17 protein-coding genes, 1 other RNA gene and 1 pseudogene are annotated in these 20,375 nt (G+C 69.9%); 9 read left to right on the top strand and 10 right to left on the bottom strand.

The features are described 5' to 3' along the window. Positions 1-31 precede the first annotated feature (31 nt). Complete coding sequence (locus KB201_RS11980) at positions 32-1,597, bottom strand: protein kinase (RefSeq protein ID WP_307848065.1); 1,566 nt, start codon at positions 1,595-1,597, stop codon at positions 32-34. A 158-nt stretch (positions 1,598-1,755) separates the two neighbouring features. On the opposite strand from KB201_RS11980, the gene KB201_RS11975 reads away from it, so the two are divergent. Further along, positions 1,756-2,580: a maleylpyruvate isomerase family mycothiol-dependent enzyme gene (locus KB201_RS11975; RefSeq protein ID WP_211539345.1), complete on the top strand. Its 825-nt coding sequence runs from the start codon at positions 1,756-1,758 to the stop codon at positions 2,578-2,580. A gap of 73 nt (positions 2,581-2,653) precedes the next feature. On the opposite strand, the pseudogene KB201_RS11970 reads toward KB201_RS11975, so the two are convergent. The 3 genes and pseudogenes from KB201_RS11970 to KB201_RS11960 form a co-directional block, all read right to left on the bottom strand. Further along, positions 2,654-3,381 (bottom strand): annotated as a pseudogene (locus KB201_RS11970) (endonuclease domain-containing protein). Between the two features lie 64 nt (positions 3,382-3,445). Continuing rightward, positions 3,446-5,425, bottom strand: a complete 1,980-nt coding sequence (locus tag KB201_RS11965) for a protein kinase (protein WP_068971558.1) — start codon at positions 5,423-5,425, stop codon at positions 3,446-3,448. A 131-nt stretch (positions 5,426-5,556) separates the two neighbouring features. After that, positions 5,557-6,366 (bottom strand): spermidine synthase, encoded by an 810-nt coding sequence (locus KB201_RS11960; RefSeq protein WP_058253131.1) that lies wholly within the window; start codon positions 6,364-6,366, stop codon positions 5,557-5,559. Positions 6,367-6,488: 122 nt separating this feature from the next. Here KB201_RS11960 and KB201_RS11955 point away from each other — a divergent pair, with 122 nt between their 5' ends. Further along, positions 6,489-7,493, top strand: a complete 1,005-nt coding sequence (locus KB201_RS11955) for a cobalamin biosynthesis protein (protein ID WP_137808466.1) — start codon at positions 6,489-6,491, stop codon at positions 7,491-7,493. Here the strand turns inward: KB201_RS11955 and KB201_RS11950 are convergent. Then, on the bottom strand, positions 7,471-8,457 hold the full coding sequence (locus KB201_RS11950) for an SURF1 family protein (protein ID WP_171011517.1): 987 nt from the start codon (positions 8,455-8,457) through the stop codon (positions 7,471-7,473). The two genes, KB201_RS11955 and KB201_RS11950, sit on opposite strands and share 23 nt — an antisense overlap. Before the next feature lie 37 nt (positions 8,458-8,494). Between KB201_RS11950 and KB201_RS11945 the strand changes: the two genes are divergently transcribed. After that, entirely contained in the window at positions 8,495-9,499 is a 1,005-nt protein-coding gene (locus tag KB201_RS11945) for a putative zinc-binding metallopeptidase (RefSeq protein WP_058253129.1), read from the top strand. Positions 9,500-9,775: 276 nt separating this feature from the next. Here the strand turns inward: KB201_RS11945 and KB201_RS11940 are convergent, their stop codons facing one another. Together KB201_RS11940 and KB201_RS11935 are read right to left on the bottom strand one after the other, a co-directional pair. Beyond that, positions 9,776-10,255, bottom strand: a complete 480-nt coding sequence (locus KB201_RS11940; RefSeq protein ID WP_068971674.1) for a low molecular weight protein-tyrosine-phosphatase — start codon at positions 10,253-10,255, stop codon at positions 9,776-9,778. A 50-nt stretch (positions 10,256-10,305) separates the two neighbouring features. Further along, positions 10,306-10,992 (bottom strand): HAD hydrolase-like protein, encoded by a 687-nt coding sequence (locus tag KB201_RS11935; protein ID WP_068971690.1) that lies wholly within the window; start codon positions 10,990-10,992, stop codon positions 10,306-10,308. Positions 10,993-11,022: 30 nt separating this feature from the next. Between KB201_RS11935 and cobC the strand changes: the two genes are divergently transcribed. The 6 genes from cobC (at position 11,023) to KB201_RS11905 (ending at position 16,735) form a co-directional block, all read left to right on the top strand. After that, complete coding sequence (gene cobC / locus KB201_RS11930) at positions 11,023-12,165, top strand: Rv2231c family pyridoxal phosphate-dependent protein CobC (RefSeq protein WP_211539344.1); 1,143 nt, start codon at positions 11,023-11,025, stop codon at positions 12,163-12,165. Further along, positions 12,143-13,285 carry a Nif3-like dinuclear metal center hexameric protein gene (locus tag KB201_RS11925; RefSeq protein WP_068971676.1) on the top strand — a complete coding sequence of 381 codons (1,143 nt, stop codon included), beginning with the start codon at positions 12,143-12,145 and terminating at the stop codon, positions 13,283-13,285. Before cobC ends, KB201_RS11925 begins: the two co-directional genes overlap by 23 nt. 81 nt (positions 13,286-13,366) lie before the next feature. After that, on the top strand, positions 13,367-14,104 hold the full coding sequence (locus KB201_RS11920; RefSeq protein WP_058253125.1) for a zinc ribbon domain-containing protein: 738 nt from the start codon (positions 13,367-13,369) through the stop codon (positions 14,102-14,104). Between the two features lie 4 nt (positions 14,105-14,108). Then, positions 14,109-14,801, top strand: coding sequence for a histidine phosphatase family protein (locus tag KB201_RS11915; protein WP_068971677.1), 693 nt, complete (start codon positions 14,109-14,111; stop codon positions 14,799-14,801). Positions 14,802-14,851: 50 nt separating this feature from the next. Beyond that, an RNA gene (gene rnpB, locus KB201_RS11910) (RNase P RNA component class A) lies at positions 14,852-15,266 on the top strand. A gap of 26 nt (positions 15,267-15,292) precedes the next feature. Beyond that, positions 15,293-16,735, top strand: coding sequence for an RNB domain-containing ribonuclease (locus tag KB201_RS11905; RefSeq protein WP_068971678.1), 1,443 nt, complete (start codon positions 15,293-15,295; stop codon positions 16,733-16,735). A gap of 9 nt (positions 16,736-16,744) precedes the next feature. Here the strand turns inward: KB201_RS11905 and KB201_RS11900 are convergent, their stop codons facing one another. The 3 genes from KB201_RS11900 to panB form a co-directional block, all read right to left on the bottom strand. Then, complete coding sequence (locus KB201_RS11900) at positions 16,745-18,238, bottom strand: CYTH and CHAD domain-containing protein (protein WP_068971679.1); 1,494 nt, start codon at positions 18,236-18,238, stop codon at positions 16,745-16,747. A gap of 67 nt (positions 18,239-18,305) precedes the next feature. After that, the gene (gene pip / locus KB201_RS11895; RefSeq protein ID WP_068971680.1) at positions 18,306-19,289 is read right to left on the bottom strand and encodes a prolyl aminopeptidase; all 984 of its coding nucleotides are present in this window, start codon (positions 19,287-19,289) and stop codon (positions 18,306-18,308) included. A gap of 31 nt (positions 19,290-19,320) precedes the next feature. Further along, entirely contained in the window at positions 19,321-20,166 is an 846-nt protein-coding gene (panB, locus tag KB201_RS11890; protein WP_058253120.1) for a 3-methyl-2-oxobutanoate hydroxymethyltransferase, read from the bottom strand. Between the last annotated feature and the right edge of the window lie 209 nt (positions 20,167-20,375).

Below are 20,375 nucleotides of genomic sequence, written 5' to 3'. Positions count from 1 at the left end.
TGTTCGTCGCGTCGTCCCTGTAGGGGCGCGGTCAGCAGGTGATCTGCGATTCCGGGTCGGTGGTGTAGTCGAGCCAGCGGCCGTACGCATCGCCGCCGATCTGATCGCGCATCGTGCAGATGTCCTCGAGGCTGCGGCCCGCGACGTAATAGACGGCATAGATCGGAGTGCCGACATCGCTCTCCTGCTTGAGCGACGGGCACGACTGATCGGTGCGTAGGTAGGCCGCACCCGGGTGCTGGTTCAGATAGGACTGCACTTCACCGGGGTAGTTTCCGGGCGCGATCGCGTTCGCGACCACGACGATTCCGGTGCCGTCACACGCCGGTCGGGTCATCGGCACGGTGAGACCGAGATCGCCGGGGACGATTGCGGGTTGAGGACTCGCCGACGGCCGGGGTGCCGGACCCGGCTGCGACGCGGGGCCCGGTTGCGAAGTCGGTCCGGGAAGGGGTGTCGGTTCGGCCGGCGTCGGCGTCGTCGGCTGGGGCGCCGCCTCGGTGGTCGTGGACACTGCGGATGCGTCGGCGGCTGTGGTCGCCGGGTTGTCCCGCTCGGTCGTGATGATCGCCCAGGCGACGACGCCGGCGCAGATCAGCAGCACGACGGACGTCGCCACGACGATGGGAACCAGAGGTGACCGGCGGCGGGGCGGTGTGGTCCAGACCGCGGCCCGGGTGGCGTCCCACGGCCCGGCTGGAGCGGCGGGTGTCGATGCCGACGGGGTGGCGGGCACGACGGTGGGGGTTCCGGCCGGGACGATCGTCGGCGCGCCACCGAGAGGCTCCGACCGCAGGGCGGCGCCGGCGTCGGCGACCAGCGCTGCCGCCGAGAGCTGGCGCTGCGACGGATCTTTCGCCATCCCGCGGGCGATGACGTGATCGATCGCGGCACCGAGGCGCGGCGGCGGGGCGGTGAGGTGGGCGGCGATCAACCGCTCGATGGTGGTCGCCGAGGCGAACGGGTGCACTCCGGCGAGACATTCGAACAGCACGCACGCCAGCGCGTAGATGTCGGCGGGCGGCCCGACGGCATCGTCGCCGAATCGCTCCGGCGCCATGTAGCCGAAGGAGCCGACCGCGGTGCCGGTGCTCGTGAACCGTGTGTCGGTGTCGGCCTGTGCGAGACCGAAATCCACGAGGTACGCGAAGTCGCGATCGTCGACGAGGATGTTGTCGGGTTTGACGTCCCGATGGACCAGGCCGGATCGATGCGCAGCATCCAGGGCGTCACCGATCTGACCGACGATCCGCAGCGCGCGTTCAGCCGGCAGAGGTCCGTCCTGCAGGAGCAGGGTGCGGAGGTCGCGGCCGTCGACCAGGCGCATGTCGATGAACAGGCGCCCGTCGATCTCTCCCCAGTCATGGATCGGGATGACGTGTGGATCGTTGAGGCGGGCGGCAACGCGCGACTCGCGGTGGAACCGGTCACGGAAAGCCGGGTCGTCGGCGACCTGCGGGCTGAGCAACTTCAGGGCGACGACCCGGTCCTTGCGGGTGTCGGTCGCGCGGTACACCTCGCCCATCCCGCCCCGGCCGATCAACCCGTCGATGAGGTACGGACCGAGCCGGTCGCCGGCGCGCACGGATGCAGACACGCGGACAAGCGTAGGGTGCCCGGGTCGTTCGCCGGGGCCGACACCGCGCATTGTCCTCCGTTCGGCGGGTCCCGGGATCCGCAGATCGGTCCCCGATACGGTTGAACCGAGTGACCCGCCGGCGACCCTGATCGCCGATCCAGACCCGAGGAGAAACGATGGCGACGACGATCCTGCCGATCGACGAGGTGACCGAGGCTCTGATCGCGCAGTGGGGCGTGATCGGCGAACTGGCCCGCGCGCTCGACGACGACGCGTGGTCGGCCCCGTCGGTTCTGCCCGGCTGGACCAATGCCGACATCGTCGCCCACATCGTCGGGACCGAAAGCATGCTCGACGGCCGCGACGTCGAGGCCACCCGTACGGTCAGCGCCCTCGACCACGTCCGTAACCCGATCGGCGAACTCAACGAGAAGTGGGTCGACCATTACCGCCCGAAGCCGCGTGCCGAGGTGGTTGCCGCCCTCGACGAGATCATCGGCGTCCGGACCGAGGCGTTGAAATCCATGTCGCAGAACGACTTCGATGCCGAGGCGATGACGCCCGCCGGGCCGGACACGTACGGGCGATTCATGCGGATTCGGATCTTCGACTGTTGGGTGCACGAGATCGACCTGCGTGACGGCACCGATCGTTCCGCCGTGGCAGAGCCGGGCCCGGCGTCGTTCGCACTCGACGAGATCGGCGCGTCGTTGCCCTTCGTCGTCGGGAAGCGAGCCGATGCACCGAAGGGCAGCACCGTCCTCTTCGACATCACCGGGGTGTCTCCGCGGACCGTGCGAATCGCCGTCGGGGACCGGGCGGGCGTCGTCGACGAGTTCGACGGCGGCGACGACGCTGCCGACGTGCGTATCCGGCTGGATGCGATGAATCTTGCGCGGTACGCCGGCGGCCGACGGATTGCCGATCCGTCCGCGGTCGAGTTGCACGGCGATCAGGCTCTCGGACAAGCGATCCTGAGCCGGATGAACTACGTGATCTAGTCGGGTGGCCCTTTGCGGCTCGTCTTGATCCGCTTGCGGTTTGTATCGCTTTGCGGGACAAGTCGCAACCGGATCAGGCGGCCGAACGGCTCAACGCATTTCTCACCGTGGTCACCACCTGATCGCCGCGTTCGACGATGTCGGCCCAGGTGAAGTTCACGACGGTCCAGCCCGCGGCGATGAGCGCATTGCGCTTTGTCCGGTCTCGCTGAAACGTCGTGACATCGCGGTGATAGTCGAATCCGTCGATTTCGACAGCCAGCTTCTCCCGGGTGAAGGCCACGTCGATGACATATCCCTCGGCGCTCACGTTCGGTGTCCAGCTCACTATGCCCGACTCGCGAAACAACGTGGCCACGATTCGCTCCGCCTCCGATCGCGCGCCGTCGCCGAGGAGTCGCAAGTACTGAGTGATGGCCGGAGAACCATGCCGCCCGGGGTAGCGCGAGTGTGCGGCCTGCAGGTCGGTGAGTTTCACCGCGCCGGAGAGAAGAGCCGAATCGAGGACAGCGATTCCGAGTTCGGCGGAGGCGTCGAGGACGGTGAGCGCCGCTGCGGTGACCCTGAGGTCGGCGTGCGTGGTGACGTCGGCGTCGGTCAAGCGGCGGTGCCGGACCACCGCAGTCGCTGACGAGCGCGTATGCGCTCTGTGAGAACCGGTGGCCACGAGGTGTTTTCGGGGCTCTTTCGGGTGGAGGCCCAACCACCAAGCGGCGGCAACCCCACCCAACGCGGCGTCGAGCTCACGGAGAGCACCGCGATCCGTGCCTGTGCGCGCGCCGATCGGTGATGGCCCAGAATTCCGGTTGCGGTTTGTCCCGGTTGCCGGGACAAACCGCAACTGGATCCACATGGACTCCGCGGGTCACCCGCCGACGGTCGCTTTTTGGATCAGCAGGTTCTGCTTCGGCGGGCCCGACGCCGCACCCGGGGCATTCGGGGTGAAACCGCCTGCCAGGACCTTGTCGAGGACGGCGAGTCCGGACGGGTCGATGGTGCCGACGGTCGAGTAGGTCAGCGGGAGGTCGGTGTCGTCGGCGAGCAGGAAGAACGTCGTCGAGCCGGTCGCGCCTTCGTCGTCTGGCAGATCGAGGATGCCGACGGTGCCGCGCGGATAGGTGACCTGCGGTACGCCGTCGTCGTCGGTGCCCGCCGACGGCAGGTTCTCGGGCAGCTCGTCCGGGCTGGTCCAGCCCGGGTTGGTGCCCTCCCGGCCGCCGGACGAGCCGCAGATGAGGTACTGCCGCGACGCGCGGTGACACTTGCTGTTGTCGTAGAAACCGGACTCGATCAACGACACCATCGCCCCCACGTTGCAGGGCGCCTCGGCACGGTCGAGCGTCAGGTCGATCGTGCCCTGGCCGGCAATGGGGATCTGCGCGTCGACCGTTCCGGTGTTCGGCTGGCTCGGGGCGGGAGCGGGCTGGGTGATGCCGCCGACCGCGGTTCGTGTCGGGTAGTCGCACGCAACGGTGCCCGCCGGGATCGCGCTGGTCGACGTGCTCGGCGGGGCCGGGTCGCCGCCGCCCGAACCGGCCAGGACCACGATGATGCCGGTGACCGCCAGCGCGATCACGACCAGCCCGGCACCCACCGCGATGGCCACATTCCGTCCGGTGTTCGATTTCCGCGGCGGGGCGGTCGGGGTGCCCCACTGGCCCGGGCCCGCGAACTGTTGCGGGCCGGAGAACTGTTGCGGGCCGGAGCGCTGGGGAGCCGAATAGGACTGGGGACCCGAGCGTTGGGGACCCGGGTAGGACGGCGCGCCCGAATGCGACTGGGGGCCCGAATAGGACTGGGGACCCGAATGTCGTTGCGGGCCGGACTGTCCCGGCGGTGGCCCGAACCCGGGGGCGCTGCCGGGCTGTCCGGGCGCGGGTGTGCCGGGCGAGATGACCGTGCGATCCGAGGGGACCGGACTCCCGGGCTTGCGAAACGCGTCGGCGCCGGCCCCTCCGGGCGCGTAGGTGGGCGGGGCCATCGGGGGCGGTGTCACGATGCGCGGTGTCACCGTCGGCGGTGCCGACGACGCGGGCGGTTCGGTCAGCGCCGACGCCGCGGCCCGGATCAGTTCGCGCGCCGTCGGATAGCGCTGCGCCGGATCCTTGGCGAGTCCACGCGCGATGACCGGGTCGAGCGGACCGCCCATCGTCGGCGGTTCCTTGGTGATGTGCGCGGCCATCAGACCCTGGTCGGTTTTCACCGGATACGGGGTCTGACCGGTGACACTTTCGTACAACACGCAGGCCAACGCGTAGTTGTCCGAACTCGGCCCGGCGGGGTCGTCGCCGAACCGCTCCGGCGCCATGTAGGCGAGTGTCCCGAGCGCGGTCCCGATCTGGGTGAGGCGGCTGTCGCTCGCGCCCTGCGCGATGCCGAAGTCGACGAGGTAGGCGAAGTCGTCGGCGTCGACGAGGATGTTGTCCGGCTTGATGTCTCGGTGGACGAGGCCGTTGCGGTGCGCGGCGTCGAGAGCCGACGCCACCTGGCCGAGGATCGCAACCGCCCGGGCGGCGGGCAGCGGACCGGCGGCGAGCAGCTTGCGCAGGTCCTGCCCGTCGACGAGCCGCATGTCGATGAAGAGGACGCCGTCCTTCTCGCCCCAGTCGTGGATCGGGATGACGTGCGGGTCGGAGAGCTTCGCCGCGGTCTTCGACTCCCGCTCGAAGCGCTCGCGGAAGTCCTTGTCGTGCACCAAGTGTGGGGGCAGGAGTTTCAGGGCGACGCGGCGTTCCCGGACGGCGTCGTAGGCCTCGTAGACCTCACCCATCCCGCCACGACCCAGGAGTCTGTCGATGCGGTACGGACCCAGCGTCGTACCCGCACGCGACGATGGATCGCTCACGTCATCCTCGGTTCCTCGGCGTCGGGATCGAACCCAACCCTATCCATTGGCGACAACGGGTGTGCAGCGTGTGCCGGCAGCCGGGTCACGACACCGCGTCCGGCGGGCGGCCGCGCGACCACCCCGGTGCTTCACGGCTCGTCGGTCAGGGCCTCGCCGCGGGCGAACTCGCGGGCCCGGTCACCGGAGAGGATTTGCGCCGGTAGCGGATCGCTGAGCAGGGTGCGGACGAGGGAGGCCGACGGATCGAGCGGGGTGTCGCTGCCCGCGATCACGATGTTGCCGGTGCGTCGACCTTTGAACATCGCGGCGTCGGCGATGAGCGCGAGATGGTCGAACACCGATCCGACGGTCGCGGCTTCGGCGCGGGCGCCGGCGAGGTCCCGGCTGTCGCCGCAGTTGGCGAGATACAGGCCGCCGGGGACGAGAACGTCGCGGACGCGTTCGGTGAATTCGCGCGTCGTGAGGTGCCGTGGGGTGCGATCGCCGGCGAACGCGTCCCGTACGACGACCTCGCGGGTGCCCGGCTGCAGCGACTCGACGACTTGCCGCGCATCGCCGACCCGGATCCGGAGTTTCGGCGCACGAGGGAGGTCGAACCACTCCCGTACGAGGCGTGCGAGTTCGGCGTCGATCTCGACGGCCACCTGGCGGGCGTCCGGGTAGCGGTGGTCGAGGTGGCGCGCCAATGCGCAGGCCGCCCCACCGAGATGCAGGACCCGGAGTCGATCGGTCGTCGGGTGCCGTTCGTCGATGACGGCCGCCATCTGCCGCAGGTAGTCGAAGTCGAGCGCGGTCGGGTCGTCGGGGTGGATGTGCGAGCTGTGCGCCCCGTTGATGGTCAGCAGCCACCCGCCCGCGATGGTGTCGGGGCTCAACTCGGCGACGCCGGTGTCGATGTCGTACCGACCGGGTGTCGGGTGTGCGGTTGTCCGGGCCACGGGGGCCAAGTGTGGCACGGGCCCGGCGCCGGGAGCGAAGCGAGCGGGCCGAATGGGTGCCGGCGCCGGGAGCGAAGCGAGCGGGCCGGAGGCACACGAGCCCGGGTGGATACCATCGCGCGGTGCCCAGACCGTCGCGTTTCCGTAGTCCGCACCCCGATCGCCGTCGTGGTGACGTCACCGCGGCGGGGTTGGTGGCCGGGTTCGTGCTCGACGAGCTGTTCGGTGATCCGTCGCGCGGTCACCCGGTGGCCGGATTCGGACGGCTGACGGGTGCGGTCGAGCGGCGTATGTACCGGGACTCGCGGGCGGCGGGCGTCGGGCTGGTCGGGGTGATGGTCGGTTCGACGGTGGCGCTCGCGGCGTTGCCCGGTCGGCGATCTGCAGGCGTTGTCGACGTCGCGGTGACCGCGGCGTCGACGTGGGTGGCGCTGGGCGGCACGTCGCTGTGTCGGGTCGGCGATGCGGTCGCGCAAGCGTTGGAGGCCGAGGACCTCGAGGGTGCGCGAGCGCTCATTCCCAGCCTGTGCGGCCGGGACCCGGAGTCACTCGACGAGGCGGGGCTCTGCCGTGCAGCTCTCGAGTCGATCGCCGAGAACACCTCCGATGCGACCGTCGGTCCGCTGGTGTGGGGTGCACTGGCGGGTGTCCCCGGAGTGCTGGGGTATCGGGCGGTCAACACGCTCGATGCGATGGTCGGCTATCGGAGTGAGCGCTACCGGAACTTCGGCTGGGCGGCCGCGCGCCTCGACGATCTCGTGAACCTGCTGCCCGCGCGGCTGGCGGGTTCGCTGCTGGTGGTGATCGGCGGCGCCCCGCGGCGGACGATCGCGGCGTGGCGCCGGGACAGCAGTGCCCACCCGAGTCCGAACGCGGGGGTCGTCGAAGCCGGGTTCGCCGGGGCGCTGGGGGTGCAGCTGGGCGGTCGGACCGTCTACCCGTACGGCGTCGAGATGCGTCCGACGCTCGGTTCCGGACCGGCGCCGGGGCCGGCCGATCTCCGAGCCGCGGTCGCCTTGTCGCGGCGCGTGCAACGCGCGACGGTGCTCACCTGCGCGGTCGTCGCCGTGGTACGACCGGGCGTCGGAGCCGCGGCGAGGCGGCTCAGCCGCCGTATCGCCGGGTGAGCTTGTCGCGGACGTCGCCGGATTCGTCACCGGCGCGCGGGCCATGGCCGATGTCGCCGACCTGCTGGGTCACCGTCGTCCCGGCGGCGGCCCGCAATTCCTCTCGACGGTGCTGCCGGCGCTGGGAGCGGGACTCGACGGTCGTGGTGGCAGCGGCGACCGGGTCGGACGGCTGGTCGACGGCGGTGCCGGCGGCCGCGGTCGCCGATGTCTCGGTGGCCGCAGCGGCAGCCCGGCGACGGGCGCGGATCTCGGAGTAGAGGAAGTAGCCGACGCCGAGGGGGGCCATCACGCCGAAGGCGAGCCACTGCAGGCCGTACGACAGGTAGGGGCCGGTGTCGAGCTGGGGCAGCGGGATCTCGCCGAGCGAGCCCGGCTGGTCGGGGGAGAGCTGCAGGTAGAAGTCGTCCATCGGGGTGGACGTCGCCGCGGACACCAGCCCCGGGTTGATGGTCGCGACGGTCAGTGCGCCGTTCTCGACGCGTGTGCCGCGGTCGGTGCTCACGCTCTCGGCGGCCCGGATGCGGCCGTCGACGGTTTGCTCGCCGACGGGCGGGGCCGGGATGTCGGGGACCGCTCCCTCGACCGGGCGGACGAAACCGCGGTTGACGAGGATGACCCGGTCGGACCCGCTGACCGCGAACGGGGTGAGCACCTCCACCGCGGGGCGCTGATCGACGTTGCGGAGCCGGACGAGAGCCTGCCGGTCCGTCAGGTACCGCCCGGTCACCGCGACCGAACGCCACTCCGAGGACGGCACGAAGGTCGACGACGGCGCCACCTCCGCCAACGGTGCCGTCTCGATCGACGTGGCAGTGCGGATCAGGTCGTTGCGGCGTTCGGTGTCGGAGTTCTTGCCCAGCTGCCAGGGCGCGAGCAGGGTGAAGCAGGCCACCGCGAACGCCGCGACCACGAGACCGAGGGCAATCCACCCGGGCCGGAGGATCGTTCGCAGTACGTGCACACCGCCCAGGCTACCGAGCGGGGGTAGCCTGATCGAAATGCGAGACTTCCTCTGCTTGAAGTGCGGTCAGCGTCTCTCCTTCGAGAACAGTCTGTGTCTGAACTGCCGGAGCCCGCTCGGCTTCTGGCTGAAGACCAGGACTATCCACGTCCTCGACGACCAGGCGCGCGTGGAGGTGGACGGCGTGCTGCTCGAACGCTGTGCCAATACCAAGGTCGCGCAATGCAATTGGCTGGTGAAGTGGAGCGGCAAGCCGACCATGTGTGAGTCGTGCCGCCTCACCCGTACCCGTCCCGGCGACGACGATCCCGAGGCGCTGGTCATCTTCGGCCAGACCGAGACCGCCAAGCGTCGCCTCATCCTGGAACTCGACGAACTCGGGCTCCCCATCGAGACCCGGGAGGAGAACCCGGAGTCCGGGCTGGCCTTCGACCTGCTCTCCAGTGCGAAGCAGTCGGTCATCACCGGTCATGCGAACGGCGTCATCACCCTCGACCTCGCCGAGGGGGACGACGTCCACCGCGAACAGATGCGCGTCGAACTCGCCGAACCGTACCGGACCGTCCTCGGGCACTTCCGGCATGAGATCGGCCACTACTACCAACTCGTCCTCATCACCGACGAGCGACGAGCGGGCTTCGAGGAGCTGTTCGGAAACCCCGACGACGACTATCAGGCGGCTCTCGACCGCCACTACAGCGAGGGCGCTCCCGAGGGCTGGCGGCAGGACTTCGTGTCCTCATACGCGACGATGCACCCGGCGGAGGATTTCGCGGAGACGTTCGCGCACTACCTGCACATCCGCGACACGCTCGACACCGCAGCGGCGTTCGCCATGGCGCCCGCGGGCACGACCTTCGACGGGGTGCCGCCCGGGGACGTGGGATTCGACCGGGTCATCGACGAGTGGCTACCGCTGACGTGGGCGCTCAACCAGATCAACCGGTCGATGGGCCATCCCGACCTCTACCCATTCGTGCTGCCCGAGACGGTTCTGACCAAGATCCGCTTCGTGCACAATCTCATCGCGCCGGCGGCTTGAGATCTGGGCTCCCGGCACCCGCACTGCTTGGCCGCTGAGGAGAGGGCGTTGCCGGCGACCGGCAGACTTCAACTCGACTCCTAGACTTCGATCGAGGTCCAGGGGTCGAGTTGAAGTCTGTCGGTCACAAATCGGCGCAGGTACGCGAGACACTTGCGAGCGTCACGAGGGTCTTCGCAACCTCGGTCGGCAGACCCTTCGTGACGCGCCCTCCGCAAGCTCCGAGCGCTCCTCAGGGAGCAGAGGACAGACCGGCGGTTTTGTGGTTCTTTCGGATCAGGACACCCCTATTTCGGCCCGCACCCAGTCGATCAGGCCCGGCATCGAACCCTCGATCTGTTCGCGTGTCACCACGAAGTCGTCGGGGGTGCCGTAGTACGGGTCGGCGAGATCGAGGTCGTCGGCGGGCGCGGACGGATCGAACGAGCGCAGCAGTCGTGTGCGGTCGCCGAGACGTTTGCGTTCGAGTTCGCGCACGTGGCCCTCGTCCATCGCGAGCAGAAGGTCGGCCTCGAAATGTTCAGGTCCGATCAACGCGGCGACATGTGCGTCGGAGTAGCCGTGCGCGACCAATTCGGTTCGCGCGCGATTGTCGGCCGGCTCACCGATGTGATAGCCGCTCGTCCCGCAACTGGACACACGCACCTTGCCGCCGAGTCCGGCGTCGTCGAGTGCCGTTCGGAAGATGTTCTGCGCCATCGGTGACCGGCAGATGTTGCCCGTACACACGAAGCAGATGTGAAGTTCGTCAGACACTGCTACCTCAACAAGTCGATGTGCGCCTCAGCCGGTCGTCGGGTACGAGGTCACGCACCCAGGACGTCGCGGAGTTCGGCCACGGACTCGACCACCCAGGTCGCACCCTGGTCCTCCCCGCCCAGAGCGTAACCCCACCGCACGAGAATCGCTGAGATGCCGAATTCGGCCGCGCCCAGCACGTCATGGCTGCGGTCGCCGATCATCACGACCGGAGTGGTCACGTGCCCGGTCTGCGGGTCGGTGGGCAGTCCGAGTTCGGCGAGGGCGGAGGTGATCACGTCGGCTTTCTCGCGGCGGGTACCGTCGTCGCTGGCCCCGGCGATGTAGCGGAAGTGTCCGGCCAGATCGAAGTGCTCGAGGATCCGACGCGCGGTGGTCTGGTTCTTCGACGTCGCGATCGCCAGGGTCCGGCCGCCGGCGGCCAGATCGGCGAGCAGCTCGGCCATCCCGTCGAACACCGAGTTCTCCAGCCAGCCCACCTCGGTGTATCGCTCTCGGTACGCGCGCATCGCCTTGTCGGCCGTCTCGGGGGAGAGGCCCAGGGCATTCAGCGTGTCGATCATCGGCGGCCCGGCGATGCCGGCCACGATGCGCGGGTCGGGCTCGGGCGCCCCGACCACGGCGAGAGCATGCCGAAAGCTGTTCTCGATACCTGCGAAACTGTCGGTGACCGTGCCGTCGAGGTCGACGAGTAGGACGGTCTCGGGATGGCGGGGATCCGGCGTCGTCGTCACCTCTCCATCGTGCACGTAAGGTCTGAACACATGACAGTTGGGTACGACGCGCTCGACGTCGAGACCGGCCCGGCCGGGACACCGCCGCCGCGCGCCGATCTGACCGACCCGGAACGTCACGGCGACCAGGACGCCACGCCGGGGCTCGTCGACTTCGCCGTGAACGTCCGCGGTACACCTCCGGCGTTCGTCCTCGACGCCATCCGGTCGGGACTCGACGATCTTGCGCGATATCCGACCGGAGCGCAGGAGCGACGAGCCGTCGACGCGATCGCCGCGGCACACGGCCGTCGCCCCGAGGAAGTGCTGCTGCTCTCCGGAGCCGCCGACGGGTTCGAGATGCTCCCGCGGCTGGGGGTTCGTCACGCGGCCCTGATCCAACCGTCGTTCACCGAGCCGGAGGTCGTGCTCCGCGCCGCGGGCATCCCGATCACGCAGGTCGCGCTGGCCGCACCCTGGGAGCTGCCCGGTCCGGGAGACGGCGGGACCGCCGTGCCGGACGACGCCGATCTCGTCATCCTGGGCAATCCCACGAACCCGACGTCGGTGCTGCACCCGGTCGAGGCCATCGCCGCATTGCGCAGGCCGGGACGGATCCTCGTCGTCGACGAGGCATTCGCCGACCTCACCCTGGGCGCCGACGGGTCACTCGAACCCCAGTCCCTCGCCTCGGTCGACTGGCCCGACCTTCTCGTGATCCGCAGTGTGACAAAGACTTTCGGTCTCGCTGGACTCCGCGCGGGTTATCTGCTCGGGCCGGTCGACCTGCTCGATCGACTCCGTGCCGGCCGACGACCGTGGGCCGTGTCGACCCCCGCGCTGGCCGCGCTGACCGCCTGTGTCGAGCAACAGGGGCAGCGATACTGCGCCGCGGTCGCGCGGCGGGTCGCCGACGAGCGCAGCGAGATGGTCGCCGAGCTGACGCGGATCGGGCTCCGAGTGGCGGCCGAGCCCGCGGCGCCCTTCCTGCTCGTCGAGATGGCCCACGCCACCGAGGTGAAGCAGCGGCTGATCCGCCACGGATTCGCGGTGCGCAGCTGCGCCAATTTCGTCGGCCTCGGCGACTCGCATCTTCGTCTTGCCGTCCGGGCACTTCCGCAGGTCCGCGCGCTCACGCGGGCGATCGAGTTGGTACGAGAGGAGATCGACAGTGGAACCGGCGAACGCGTCTGACGCGACTGTGACGGTGGGCGACGTGGTCGACGTCGTGGAGCGGGCTTATCCGCCCGCCCTCGCCGAATCGTGGGATGCGGTCGGTCTGGTGTGTGGCGACCGGGCCGACCCGGCGCGCGGCGTGCTGGTGTGCGTGGACGTCACCGATGCGGTGGTCGACGCCGCGGTCGCGGCCGGCGCAGGGATCATCGTCGCCCATCACCCGCTCCTCCTGCGCGGTGTCACCACCGTGGCCGCCGACACCCCCAAGGGCCGGATCGTCCATCGGCTGATCCGCAACGGGATCGCGCTGTTGTGCGCACACACCAACGCCGACAGTGCGCGGCCCGGCGTCTCCGACGCGCTGGCCGACCGGCTCGGGCTGCGCGGCACCGTCCCCATCGACCCGAAACCGGTTGCGGCAATGGACAAGTGGGTCGTGATGGTGCCGGAGGGCAACGTCGAGCAGGTCAGCGAGGCGATGTTCGCCGCGGGTGCGGGGGCGATCGGCGACTACCGGGACTGCTCGTGGACGGTCGTCGGAACCGGGCAATTCGAGGCCGGCGAGGACGCCTCACCGACCATCGGCGAGATCGGGATGCGCACCCACGTCGACGAGGCCCGGGTCGAGATGGTCGCCTCGCGCGGACTGCGGGCCGGCGTCCTGCGCGCTCTGCGCGACGCGCACCCGTACGAGGAGCCGGCCTTCGACGTGTTCGAACTGGCCGACCTGGGCAGCGATGTCGGGCTGGGCCGCGTCGGGTCGCTCACCGAGCCGATGACGTTGCGCGATTTCGTCGCCGAGGCCGCCCGGGTGTTGCGCACCCCGGCGGGTGTCCGCGCCGCGGGAGACCCGGACGCGCTGGTACGGACCGTCGCGGTGTGCGGCGGAGCCGGGGACTCCTTGCTCGGACGTGTCCGCGGTCTCGGCGTCGACGTCTACCTGACCGGTGATCTCCGTCATCATCCGGTCGACGAGAGTCTGCGCGACGGCGGGCCGGCCCTGGTCGACGCCGGACACTGGGCGACCGAGTTCCCGTGGTGTGCGCAGGTCGATGCGCTGCTCGAGGCCGAATTGGGCACGCCGGTGAGTGTCTTCGAGGCGCCGACCGATCCGTTCGCGCTGCACAGTGCGGGCTGACTCGGGAGAAACCGAGCCGCCGCCGGCACTCGCGCGCCCCCCGCGTACGGTGGGGGGACTTTCGCCGAAGAGGAGACCGCAATGAAAGTCGACGCCGCCGTGCAGCGACTGCTGCTCGATCTCGCGGACTCCGATGCCGAGATCAATCGTCTCGTCCATCGCCGCAAGACCCTGCCGGAGGACGCCGAGATCGCCGAACACAACTCCGCGATCGATGCCGCCCGTGACGATCTGGTGCGCGCGGAGATCGCCGCCGAGGACCTCGGACGCGAGTACCGCCGGATCGACTCCGAGGTGACCGGTATGGCCAACCGTGAGGCCAAGGACTCGGCCCTGTTGACCGCCGGTGGCCTGGCGCCGAAAGCGTTGTCGGAGTTGCAACACGAACTCGCGGGCCTGGGTCGCCGGCGAGCGGTGCTCGAAGACGAGATGCTGTCGCTGATGGAGCAGCAGGAGGCCGTCGAATCCGAACGCACCCGCGCCGCGGCGACCATCAGCCACCTCGAGGAGAAGGTCGCCGAAGCACAGGTCCGGCGCGACAAGTCCCTCGAGACCATCGACGAGGACCTGTCGCGCGCGCGGGAGCGCCGCGAGACCCTCGAAGCCGAGATCGATGCGCCGCTGCTCGCGATGTACGACAAGCAACGCGCCGGCGGCCGCATCGGCGCCGGCCTGCTGCGTGCACGCCGATGCGGTGCATGCCGGATGGAACTCGACCGCGGGACCATCGCCACCATCGCCGCGGCACAGTCCGACGAGGTGATCCGGTGCGAAGAGTGCGGCGCGATCCTCGTGCGCACCGCCGAGTCCGGGATCTAGATTCGTGACCGCGACCGCCGAAGAGTCAGTCCCCGAGCATGATTCGGCGACCAAGGCGCCGTCGTGGCAGGGTCGGCGCAGCGATCCGACCCGGTTGATCCTGCTCCGGCACGGCCAGACGCCGCTGTCGGTGGAGCGGCGCTACTCCGGGCGGGGCAACCCGGACCTCACCGACGAGGGCCGACGCCAGGCCCGCGCCGCCGCCGCGCGCGTGGTGCGCGAGGAGGGGATCGCCGCGATCGTGACCTCGCCGCTGCGGCGTGCACGGTCGACGGCCGAGGAGGTCGCCGCCCTGACCGGGATCGACGTCGTCGAACATCCCGGGCTGATCGAGAACGACTTCGGTGACTGGGAGGGTCTGACGTTCACCGAGGCGTCGCAGCGTGACCCGGATCTGCACCGCGCGTGGCTGTCCGACATCACCGTGCCCGCGCCCGGCGGGGAGAGCTTCGCGCAGGTCGCCGAACGCATTTCGCGGACGAAAGCCGAACTGCTGGAGAGGTATCCGGGTCAGACCGTGGTGCTGGTCTCGCATGTCACGCCCATCAAGACGCTGCTGCAGGACGCGCTCGGCGTCGGACCCGAACTGCTGTTCCGGCTGCACCTCGACCTCGCGTCGGTGTCGATCGCCGAGTACTTCGACGACGGCGGCTCCGTCGTGCGGCTCGTCAACGACGCCGCGCACTGGCGCGTCTGACGCCGCCGTCGAGGGTCCGCCCGACGCCTGCCGTATCCTGGGTGCGCGAACGAGTCGGCCGGGCGGCCGCGGTGCGCGGAACGGGCGGTCTCCCGTCACGCCGCGCATCGAGGAAAGTCCGGACTCCGCAGAGCAGGGTGGTTGTCAACGGCAACCCGGGGTGACCCGCGGGACAGTGCCACAGAGAACAGACCGCCGGCCGCGAGGTCGGTAAGGGTGAAACGGTGCGGTAAGAGCGCACCAGCGGCACGGGTGACCGTGCCGGCTCGGTAAACCCCACCCGGAGCAAGGCCGAAGCACGCACCTCGCGGTGCGTGTGCGCGGGCGTCACGAGGGCTGCTCGCCCCAGCCCGCGGGTGGGCCGCTCGAGGTACCCGGCGACGGTGTGCCCAGATGGATGGTCGCCGCCCACGCGGTCTCACGACCGTGCGGGAACAGGATCCGGCTTACGTGCCGACTCGTTCGCCTCACTCTTCTCTAGGGTTGGGGGAGTGAAGCGCATCCTCTCCGCCCCCGACATCGACTTCGCCGGTATACGCACCGAACTGGGCGTCGACGAGGAGTACGGCGACGATGCCCTCGCCGAAGCCCGGGCCACCGCGCAGATGATCGACTCCGGCGCTCCGGGTGCCGACCGGTACGCCGACGTCCGCGAGGACCACACCGGCGTCCCCTTCGTCACGATCGACCCGCCGACCTCCCGAGATCTCGACCAGGCGGTGCACCTCACCGCCGACGGCGACGGGTTCGTCGTCGACTACGCGATCGCCGATGTCGCGGCACTCATCACCCCCGAAGGTGCTCTCGACCAGGAGAGCCGGCGACGCGGCGCGACCGTGTACTTCCCGGACGGGTCGGTCCCGTTGCACCCTCGCGCACTGTCCGAGGGCGCGGGTTCCCTTCTGCCGGAGCAGGTCAGACTGTGTGTGCTGTGGACCATCCGGGTGGCCGGCGACGGATCGGTGACCGATGTCCGGGTGCGGCGGTCCCGCATCGCCTCGGTTGCGCGCCTCGACTACGCCGGGGTCTCGGCCGATGCCGCCGCCGGCCGGCTGCATCCCGCCATCGCCGCCCTGCCCGCATTCGGCGAACTGCGACGCGAGGTCGCGCTGGCGCGGGGCGCGGTCGAACTCGACCTGCCCGACCAGACGGTCGTCCGCACGGCCGACGGGTGGCGTCTTGATCTCGAGGCACACACACCCGCCGACATGTGGAACTCGCAGGTGTCGCTGCTGGCCGGGATGTGCGCGGGCACGATCATGGTCGAGGCCGGTGTCGGGCTGCTGCGCACCCTGCCGCCGGCCGAGGAGGACGCGATCGAGGATCTGCGCGCCGCTGCCCGGGCCCTCGGGGTGCAGTGGCCGGCCGGCTTGCCGGTGGGCCGGTTCCTGGCGGGGCTACCGGGTGGCGAACCGAGCACGCTCGCCCTGCAATCGGCCGCGGCCGGGCTCATGCGGGGTGCCAACTACCTCGCCCTCACCGGACCCGACGAGCCCGTCGATGACGCGCTGATGCGGCATTCGGCGATCGGTGGGCTCTATGCCCATGTCACCGCACCGCTGCGGCGGCTCGGGGACCGGTTCGCCACCGAGGTGTGTCTGGCGATCGCATCCGGTACGCCGGTACCGGACTGGGTGCACCGCGCGTTGCCGACGCTGCCCAAGATCCTGCGGTCGGCCGACACGCTCGGCGCCACCGCGGATCGCGCGAGCATCGACCTCGCCGAAGCGGTGATTCTGCGGGAACGGGTGGGTGAGCGGTTCGACGCGCTGGTGATGTCGGGCGCGACCGAGCGCAGGCAGGCGCAGATCTTCCTGTCCGATCCGCCGGTGGTCGCGCGCTGCGCGGGTGATCTACGCCCCGGCGACCGCGTGGTCGTCGAACTCACCAAAGCCGACGAAGTGACCCGGACGGTGGAGTTCCGCAAGGTGTGAGGTGTTCGGTCAGAGTTCCTTGGCGACTCGGCGGTACGCGGCGATCGCGCGGTGCCCGTCGGCCTCGAGCCGGGCGTCGATCCGGCCGAGTACGAACATGTCGGGGCCGCCGAGGGTGCCGGCCGAGGCGATCTGTGCGAGTCGCGTCCGGTTGATCCGGGTGTCGTTGAAATCGCCCAGCGCGGACTGGATCTTCTTGGCCGCCACGCCGACCTCGCGATACTTCTTCTTCCCGAGCGGTTCGGTCGCGTCGATGCTGTAGCGCAGCCGCTTGGCGCGCTTGCGGATGGTGTGCAGCTGCTCCTCCCACTCGTCGGAACCCTCGGCGAAGCCGGCGAGACGAGCCTGTGCGCGGTGGATGTGCTTGCGGCTGCGGGCGATCGCCTTGTCGACGACCGTGGTCGCCGGGATGTCGGCGTCGGGGCCCGGTGGGGGCGACGCGATCAGGCCGTCGATGCTGTCGAGCAGGGCGAAGTACCGCTTCGACGACATCGCGGCGTGTGCCGCGCGCAGGGCGCGATCGTGGGCGGTGACCTCGGTGCCGGCGAGCTCGGCGAGCAGCTCCGGCGAGGCGTTCTCGCCACGCAGCAGTGATTCGCTCAACTCGAGCTGCACCTCTGAATCGCGTGCGTCGCCGAGGATCTGGGCGAGCAGCTTCAGCTCGGCGCCGATGTGGGCGGTGCGCTCGGCGTCGAGGACGGTGGGGAAGCCCGACAACACGCTGCGCAGGCGGCGGCACGCCACGCGCATCTGGTGCACCGCGTCGGGGGCGTCGACGCGCACCAGGGGATCGTAGGCGACCAGCGAATTGCGGTGCAGCGCAATGTCGGTGACGACGAGTTCGAGTGCGGTGGGTCGCTTGGACAGGCGCGGTTCGTGCACGGTCGGGGTGGCGCCGATCGCACGGGCGAGTTTCGACGCGCTCGACGCCTCGCGGCCGCCCCCGGCACGCAGCGCTTTGTCGGCGGCCTTCAGGAGCTTCGGCGTGCCACCGGCGAGGAGCTCGAACTCCCACTCCGCCCACTGCTGGCTGTGACCGCCGGGCAGGAGCGACTGGGCGGTGACGAGGTCCTCGGCGAGTTCGGCGAGCGGCTCGTCGTCGGCGCCGAGCAACCGGGTCACGGTGCGCGTCGTGGAGATGACGGCGACCGGCATCAGGGTGCGTTCGCGGATGTGGGCCAGGACCGGTGTCGACAGCGCGTCGGGGACGTCGCCGTCCGCGGGCGCCTCGTCGAAGCCCACGTGCAGCTCTCGCCGGGTTCCCGGAATGCCCGTGGGGCGCTTGAGGTGCCAGCCCTGGTCGCTTCCGCCGGTACGCCGACGCATGGTGATCTTGTTGCCGGCGAGGTCGAGGTTCTCGGTGTCGAAATAGGTGGCGTCGAGTGAGAACGTCTCCGGGGTCGTCGCCGACACGACACCGGGCAGCACCCGCAGGTCGGGGGCCACGTGTCCGGCGTCCACGTCGAACTTCAGCTCCACCTCGACCTGCTCGGATGCGGCCACCTGTTCCTCCTGGTTTCTCGACGGCTGTCCGTCGAGCTTAGTGGTGCGTGCGGAGTACTGGCGTCGGCTACCGCGCGAACCGGTCCGTGGCCTCGATCAGGTGGTGTCTGATACCCGGCTCGTACGATGCGTGCCCGGCGTCGGCGACGATGCGGAGATCGGCAGCCGGCCAGGCGCGGTGCAGGTCCCAGGCGCTGCGCATCGGGCACACGACGTCGTAGCGGCCCTGCACGATCACGCCGGGGATGGAGGCGATCGTGTCGATCTCGTCGAGGAGCTGACCGTCGCGCAGGAATCCGTGATTGACGAAGTAGTGGTTCTCGATCGATGCGAAGGCGAGGTCGAAGCGGTCGGTGTCCTTCTTCTGGGGGTCGTCCGCCGAGGAACCGTCCGACTCCTCGTCGGGGCGGGGGAGGAGATAGCTGGTCGCCTGCTCCCAACCCGTCCAGGCGCGGGCGGCGGCGCGGGCCGTCGCGGCGTCCCCGGAGGTGAGCAGGCGGTGATAGGCGGCGACGAGGTCGCCGTCGCGTTCGTCGACGGGGATGGGCTCGAGGTAGCTCTCCCACAGGTCGGGGTAGATGTGGGCGGCCCCGCCGTTGTAGTACCAGTCGATCTCGCTGCGCCGCAGCAGAAAGATGCCGCGCAGCACGAGTTCGGTGACGCGGTCGGGATGGGCTTGCGCGTAGGCGAGACCGAGTGTCGAACCCCAGGAACCGCCGAAGACCTGCCAGCGGTCGATCCCGAGATGAGTACGGAGGCGCTCCATGTCGGCGATGAGGTGCGGTGTCGTGTTGACGGTGAGGTTCGCGCCGTCGGCGATGTGGGGCCGGGACTGTCCGCAGCCGCGCTGGTCGAACAGGACGATCCGGTACTTCGCCGGGTCGAAGAACCGGCGCTGCGCCGGGGACGTCCCGCCCCCGGGCCCGCCGTGCACGAACACGGCGGGTTTGCCGTCCGGGTTGCCGGAGGTCTCCCAGTAGATCTGCTGGCCGTCGCCGCCGTCGAGATGGCCGGAGGCGTAGGGCTCGATCTCCGGGTAGAAGTTCCGCATGGACGTCAGCGTAGTGCTGACGTCCGGGCTCTCAGTAGCTGTGTTCGGGGCCGGGGAACACTCCGCGGCGCACCTCGTCGGCGTATTGCTCGGCGGCCGAGCGTAATTCGCCTCCGACATCGGCGAAGCGCTTGACGAACTTCGCGGTCTTGCCGTGGGTGAGTCCGGCCATGTCCTGCCACACGAGGACCTGCGCGTCGGTCTCGTTGCCCGCGCCGATGCCGACGGTCGGGATGGTCAGCTTGCGGGTGATCTGACCGGCGAGATCGGCCGGCACCATCTCCATCACCACGGCGAAGGCGCCCGCCTCCTGGACGGCGATGGCGTCGGCGACGAGCTGATCGGCGCCGTCCCCGCGGCCCTGGACACGGAAGCCGCCGAGCCCGTTGACGCTCTGCGGGGTGAACCCGATGTGGGCCATGACCGGGATGCCGGCCGCGGTCAGCGCCGCGATCTGCGGGGCGACGCGTTCACCGCCTTCGAGTTTCACCGCGTGCGCACCGGTCTCCTTGAAGATCCGGAATGCGTTCTCGAGGGCGTGCTGCGGGCCGATCTCGTAGCTGCCGAACGGCATGTCGGCTACGACGAGTGCATGCGGTGCGCCGCGTACGACGGCGCGGATGAGCGGGATCATCTCGTCGACGGTGACCGGGATGGTGGTGTCGTAGCCCAGGACGACGTTGGCGGCGGAGTCGCCGACGAGCAGGACGGGGATCTCGGCGGCGTCGAAGATGCGGGCGGAGGAGTAGTCGTATGCGGTGAGCATCGACCACTTCTCGCCCTCGGCCTTCATCTGCGCGAGATGGTGGATGCGGGTCACGCGTCGCTTGGCGGACTGGGCGGGGGCGGACGCGCCGTAAACCGAGGAATCGGACATCGTTGTCTCTTTTCTGCCTCGAGTCCCGACTGGCCGGAGAGGCGCGGCGGGTACCCGGGTTGAACACGGACGTAGGCCATTGTTTCACTAGGACGACCTGTTGTGACCTGCCATGTGTATGCGATTGGTCACACGCGCGGACGGGGTCGAGAGCGCCGTGTGCGACTCTGTCGGCAGTTCACTTGGGATTTCGTGCCCGGCCCCGCGTC

The sequence above is a fragment of the Gordonia sp. SCSIO 19800 genome, assembly GCF_018132775.1.
Lineage (GTDB): Bacteria > Actinomycetota > Actinomycetes > Mycobacteriales > Mycobacteriaceae > Gordonia > Gordonia hongkongensis.
This window is presented reverse-complemented; position numbering and strand designations above follow the sequence as displayed.